The organism is Xanthomarina sp., assembly GCF_035306705.1.
Classification (GTDB): domain Bacteria; phylum Bacteroidota; class Bacteroidia; order Flavobacteriales; family Flavobacteriaceae; genus Xanthomarina.
The window spans coordinates 40,268-47,243 of record NZ_DATGNO010000072.1 but is presented as its reverse complement, the minus strand read 5'-3'; the positions used below and the strand labels follow the sequence as shown (position 1 = coordinate 47,243).

General features: G+C 34.4%; 3 protein-coding genes. All 3 read left to right on the top strand.

Features of this window, described 5'->3' with window-relative positions; all coding sequences use genetic code 11:
- The 3 genes from VKY47_RS05935 (at position 1) to VKY47_RS05925 (ending at position 6,974) form a co-directional block, all read left to right on the top strand.
- Complete coding sequence (locus VKY47_RS05935) at positions 1 to 141, top strand: T9SS type B sorting domain-containing protein (RefSeq protein ID WP_324311192.1); 141 nt, start codon at positions 1 to 3, stop codon at positions 139 to 141.
- A gap of 39 nt (positions 142 to 180) precedes the next feature.
- The gene (locus tag VKY47_RS05930) at positions 181 to 2,019 is read left to right on the top strand and encodes a T9SS type B sorting domain-containing protein (protein ID WP_324311188.1); all 1,839 of its coding nucleotides are present in this window, start codon (positions 181 to 183) and stop codon (positions 2,017 to 2,019) included.
- Between the two features lie 92 nt (positions 2,020 to 2,111).
- The gene (locus VKY47_RS05925) at positions 2,112 to 6,974 is read left to right on the top strand and encodes a choice-of-anchor L domain-containing protein (protein WP_324311186.1); all 4,863 of its coding nucleotides are present in this window, start codon (positions 2,112 to 2,114) and stop codon (positions 6,972 to 6,974) included.
- Positions 6,975 to 6,976 lie beyond the last annotated feature (2 nt).

Sequence of the window (6,976 nt, the reverse complement as noted above, 5' to 3'; positions counted from 1 at the left end):
CTGGTAAAACAAATAAACCCTCTTGGCACAGGTTGGGATGGAACTTTTAACGGAAACCCGTTACCAGCTGACGATTATTGGTTTTCGGCCACTTTACAAGACGGTAGGGAATTTCAAAGTCATTTTTCATTAAAACGATAAACTTAAAAGTTGTACATTTATTTCAATTATTACAAATGAATGTTTCGATCTCTTAAATACATTTTTTTAGTTTTTCTTCTAACTAGTCAGTTTATTTGCAGTCAAGAAGTCAGCTTATTTCAACAATTTAATGGACGTTACGATTATGTGGCATTTGGGAATACCCTAAATCCTGCTGAAAATAATTTAGATCGTTCGTTTTGCGATGTTCTCCAAGAATCTGAAGCAGATTTCCTACTACCAGTAAACACTAATATTGTAGCAGCTTATTTGTATTGGGCAGGTTCGGGCGAAGGTGATTTAGAAGTAAGCTTAAACAATACTTCCGTAGTTGCAGACCACAATTATCTTGTGGAATTTAACGACAATAATTATGGAACCCTCACTTATTTTTCCTGTGTTTCAGATATCACTGAACTGGTAACAAATACAGGAACTGGAAACTACACATTAACCGATTTAGTTATTACGGAAACCTTAGAAAACAATCCAGGTTATTGTGCCAACCGGACCAACTTTGCAGGTTGGAGCGTGTATGTGGTGTATGAAGACGAACAACTTCCACTAAATCAAGTGAATTTATTTCAAGGCTTGGAAATCATTAATAGAAATGTGCCTGAAAAAACCATCATCCTAGATAATATCAATGTTTTAGATAACCAAGGTGCTAAAATTGGTTTTTTAGCTTGGGAAGGAGATTCCAATCTAGCCTATGGCGAATCTTTACTAATCAATAATAACATCATTTCCAATCCACCTTTAAATCCGGCCAACAATGCTTTTAATGGAACAAATACCTTCACAAACAGCAATACTTTTTATAATGGCGATTTAGATGTTTATGATATTCAAGATAATATTGCTATTGGCGATACATCCGTAGAAATAAAATTAACTACGGGAGATTATGATGCAAATGGTGTTTTTCAAGCCGATTTAATTATAATCAATAACATCATAACCGTTTTAAACAGTCAGCTTCCAGATGCAACCGTTCAAATAAATAATATCCATCAAGAATGTTCTAGCAGAGAGATTACTATCAATTATACCGTTTACAACACCAATAGCACAGATTTTTTGCCTGCGCAAGTTCCTATGTCTATTTATGCAAACATTCAACTTATTGGTAATACAAATACCACGACACAGCTTGAAATTGGAGCTTCAGAAAATGGTGAAATTACTTTAAGCATTCCAGAAAGTTTACCAAATAATTTAACCATAACCATAGTCGTTGACGATCTAGGAAATGGCACTGGAATTGTTACCGAATTAAATGAATTAAACAACTCAACTTCCCAAGATATGGAGCTTTGGGAAATTTCAATAACGCCTCTACCAACTCTAATAAATTGCGATGAAGGTTTTAATACAGCTTATTTCGATTTAAATTTAGCTATAGAAGACATAGAAACCAATGGACAAGCAACTTCTTTTTATGAAAGTCTTGAAGATTTAGAAACAAATACCAACGAAATTCTAAATCGGTACCATTATCAAAACAGCACGGTTTCACAAACCATTTATTTAAAAGTTGATGGCGATCCTTGTTACCAAATATATTATTTCGATTTATTGATTGAAAATTGCCCGCCACATATTCCACAAGTTTTTACACCAAATAATGATGGTTTTAACGATTGGTTCAACATTCAAGGACTCTATGATATTTTCGAAAAGCATAAACTGCTAATCTACAACCGTTACGGAACTCTTATTTTTGAAGGTAATAACGACAACCCATGGACCGGAAAAGCCAATCGGGGATTAAATAATTCTAGTAAAACAGTACCAACCGGGACCTACTTCTATGTCTTAAACTTGAACGATTCCAATTATAAAACCTTAACAGGTTGGGTATACTTAAATAGATAAGGTGTTAAAATAATGCGTTTTGTCGTTAATTTATGCATTTTGTCTATTTTTTTCCGTTTCTTTGCCCAAGATTAAACCCAAATCAAAACACCTTGAAAGTACACTTTAATAGCAACTCATTAAAGCTTAAAATTTCTGGCTATTTATTAGTTGTCTTTTTTACAGCCTTTATTCAAGTTTCCTACGCACAACAAATTTCCGTAAACGACAACGTCCCTTTAAACGAATTGATAGAAACACACCTTGTTCAAGGTTGTGTGGAGGTTTCAAATATACAATCGGTTATTAACGGCTCTGTAAATCAATTGGCTAGTTATGGTTATTTTGAAAGAGATAATTCTAATTTTCCTTTTGAAAATGGCATCATGCTTTCTACAGGAGCTGCCAGTTCCGCAGGAAATGTTCTAAATGCAAATCTACTAAATGAAGGAGATCCTTCTTGGGGAACAGATCCCGATTTAGAAACAGCTTTAGGAATTACAAATACCTTAAATGCGACCTCTATTGAATTTGATTTCATTTCAGTTTCCAATCAAGTGCAATTCAATTATATATTAGCTTCCGAAGAATATTATGCCAATTATCCTTGCGATTATTCCGATGGTTTTGCATTCCTAATAAAAGAAACTGGTTCTGGAGCACCTTATCAGAATGTGGCTTTAATTCCTGGAACTAATATTCCTGTAAATACGAGTACTGTACACGAAGAAATAGTTGGTTTTTGCCCGGCAGAAAATGAACAATATTTTGACGGTCATAATCTTGGCGACACCAATTTCAATGGAAGAACAAAGGTTTTATCAGCCATTGCAAGCATTCAACCCAACGTTCAATATCATATTAAATTAGTAATCGCAGATCAATCTGATGAGAATTTCGATTCTGCCGTTTTTATTGAAGGAAATAGTTTTAACGCCTCAGTAAATCTAGGTCCAGATATAGCTACTTGTGCAGATAACGTAGATTTAAATGGAGACATTCAAAATCCTTTAGCTACTTATGAATGGTTTTTAAATGGACAAGCTTTAGCTGGAGAAACTGCAGAAACTCTAACTGCTGTAACCTCTGGCACGTATTCTATAGTTGTTACTATACCTATTAGCAACACCACTTGTGTTATTGAAGACACCATAGAAGTGACTCTAAATTCTGAACAACCTGCTGGCCCAATTTCAGATTACGAAATTTGTGATGACGTGAGTAATGATGGAATTGAAACCTTCCATTTAAACACTAAAAATAACGAAATTCTTGCCTCAGTCCCGATTTCAAATTATATTATTAGTTATCATTATTCTTTAACCGAAGCTGAAAATAATTTAAACGCGATTACAAATCCAATTCAAAATACAACGAATCCTCAAACCATTTATGTTAGAATTCTAGACTCGGATAATGGTTGCATGGCTTATGCCAATTTTAATTTAGTTGTTCATCCTGTTCCTGTTATTACAGATCCTCAACCCTTGGAAGTTTGTGATGATTCCACAGCAGATGGTTATACCCAAATAGATTTAACTCAACTCAATGACGAAATAACAAATAGCAATCCAGATTTAATTGTTACTTATCACTATTCGCAAACGGATGCAGATTCGGGAGATAATCCTATCGCTTCACCTTACGTAAATACCAACCAAACAGAACAACTTTTTATTAGGGTTATAGACGCTGATACAGGTTGCGAAAGCACAACATCCATAGTTATTAGAGTTTTAGACAATCCAATTATTAACATGGAACCACAAACCATTAATGCTTGCGAGCAAGATGGCGATGGTTTTGACAACTTTGATTTATCCTCAGTTATAGATACTATTTTAGATGGTTTAACAGGGGTTTCAACCACATTTCACACATCTTATCCAGATGCGCAAACAGGAGAAAATCCAATTCAAGACATTGAAAATTACGAGAATACAACACCAAACGTACAAACCGTTTTTATTAGGGTTGTAGACGATCTAACGGGTTGTGTTTCTATTTCAAACATCGTTTTACATACCAATATTTTAGAATCTGGAACCGATATTAGAGATTTTTATGTGTGTGACGATGCTTCAAATGATGGGATTGCCGAATTTAATTTTGAAAATATCAGAAATGTAATAGTAAACAATCTCGTGAATGTGACAGTAACATTTTACGAAACTGAAATCGATCAAACCAACGAAACAAACCCAATAGACCAAAGTATTCCTTACGAAGTTACCGTTAGTCCTCATCAATTATTTATAACCATTGAAAGTACGGATTGCACTTATTTTACAGATATTAATTTATATATCAATCCAGCAATCATTTTACCGACTTTAGATCCTGTAAATTATTGCGATACAGACGACGATGGTTTTACAGCCATAGAATTAGCTACTTTTAATGCTTATGTTGGTACTGGAGTTACAAATCCGACGGTTAGATACTACTTAAATGAAGTAGATGCCGAAAACAATGAAAATATCTTACCGCCATTTTACACAAACATTAGCAATCCACAAATTCTTTATGTACGTGTAGCCGATGGAACCACTGGCTGTCATGATATTGCTCCTCTCGAAATCAACGTTATTCCTGCACCAACGGTTACGCAACCTATAGATGTTTTTATTTGCGACGAAGATCAAGATGCCTTTTCATTAGTAAACTTAGACGCTAAAATTGCTGAAATAGTTTCTAATTCAACCGACCTGAAAATTACTTTTCATACATCTGAAGATGATGCCAATGCCGACTCAAACGCCGTTCCAAACACCACTGCTTACAATGCCAATACGCAAACTGTTTTTGTAAGAGTTGAAAGTGAACTAACAACTTGTTATGCGCTACTTAGTTTTGAAATTATTGTAAATACAGAACCTGTTTTTACAAATATCAGCAACTTTAGAAATTGTGAAACAGACGGAAATCAAACAGCAGAATTCTTTTTTGAAGATAAAGATGCTGAAATCCTAAACGGACAAATTGGAAAACACGTTTTGTATTTTGAATCTGCAGACGATGCTTTAAACCGAGTAAATATTATTGATAAAACAATAGCTTACACCAATCAATCGAATCCTGAGGCCATTTATGTTCGTATGGAAAACATAAGCGATCCAGGTTGTTTTGGAGTATCCTCTTTTATCATTGAAATTGGTTCTGTTCCACTTTTCGACGCACCTTTAAACACGTATTTATGTGATGACAGATCGAATGACGGAAAAGAGTCTTTCGATTTAAATGCCATTATTTCTGAAATGTCTGAAAATAGTCCAGAAAATTTAATCATCACTTTTTACGCGAATTTGTTAGATGCTGAAAACGAGCAAAACGAATTACCTCTAGATTATACAAATACAACGAATCCGCAACAAATTTTTGCTCGAGTGGAAAATGGCACTTACTGCCATGCCATTGCGGAATTTGGTTTAAATGTTATTCAAGTACCTTTGGTAAACTCTGCTTCTGCTTTAACTGCATGCGATACAGATCAAGACGGTTCTGTTACTTTTAACCTAACAGTGTCAGAATCGGAAGTTTTAGATATTAGACAAAATGATATTTTGGTTACCTACCATGAAACTATCGAAGATGTAGAGAATAACCATATCACCATTCCAAACCCGAGCGCTTATAGCAATACTTCAAATCCGCAAACAGTTTATATTCGTGTAACCAATACCATTTCCAATTGCTATGTTACCATTCCTTTGGATTTAATTGTAAACTTACCTCCTACAATTAATACGAACACTATTGAAATTTGCGAAAACGAAACAAACACCTATAATTTACTAGATGCTGTCGAGGATTTAATTGGAACGCAAACGCCAATAGATTTGATGTTTTACTCAAATTTATCAGATGCTCAAAATGGTCAAAACCCTTTAGCACTAGAATACATTTACACATCAAATAACGATACCATCTTCATAAATGCCATAAACACAGATACAGGTTGCTCGACGATAGGTTCTTTTAATTTGTTGGTAAATCCAAATCCAATAGCAAACCAACCTGCAAATATGGTAGCTTGCGATGACGATTTTGACGGATTATTGGTTTTCAATTTGTCACAACAAACATCCATCATTCTAGGAACACAAAACCCAAATCAATATTCAATTGGTTATTTTGAATTAGCTGAAGAAGCAATGGATAACACCAACGCTATTCAAAATTTAAACTATCAAGCTTTTAATCAGCAAACCATTTATGTAAGAGTCGAAAACAATTCAACAGGTTGCTTTAATACAACATCTTTTAATACCATTGTAAATAGAAAACCAGAGGTCAACATTCCAAATCAAACAGTTTGTTTGGACAATTTGCCTTTAGTAGTTTCAGCAGAAACAGGTTTCGCAGACGATAATTATTCATGGTCTACAAATGCTTCAACTTCTGAAATTGAAATCACACAAATTGGAACTTATTCTGTAACTGTTACTTCAATTCATGGCTGCCAAACCACATCTACATTTGATGTAATAGAATCCGAACAAGCCACCATAGAATTTACAGAAACGGTCGATTTTTCAAATCCAAATAACATTACGGTAACCATTAGCGGAATTGGAAATTATCTATATACTTTAGATCATGGCGTTCCACAGGAATCTAACATCTTTTACAATGTGACCTTAGGTCCACATATTATTGAAATCATCGATTTAAACGGTTGTGCTTCTGCCATAAAAGAGATTGTTATTATTGATGCACCGTTATTTTTCACTCCCAATAGTGATGGTTACAACGATACATGGCATATTACTGGAGTCAATCAATTAGAAGGCACCATCGTATATATTTACGATAGATATGGAAAATTAATAACAACGCTAACCCATAGTTCTCCAGGTTGGGACGGAACTTATAGAGGAGAAAATCTACCTTCAAACGATTACTGGTTTGTAGCCTTTGTTAAAAAAGACGATATTTCCTTTGAAGTAAAACGTCATTTTGCTTTAAAACGATAATC

What these genes read in the sequence shown, in the direction of transcription:
- VKY47_RS05930 (WP_324311188.1), top strand. Translation starts at nt 181, where the DNA reads ATGTTTCGATCTCTTAAATACATTTTTTTAGTTTTTCTTCTAACTAGT.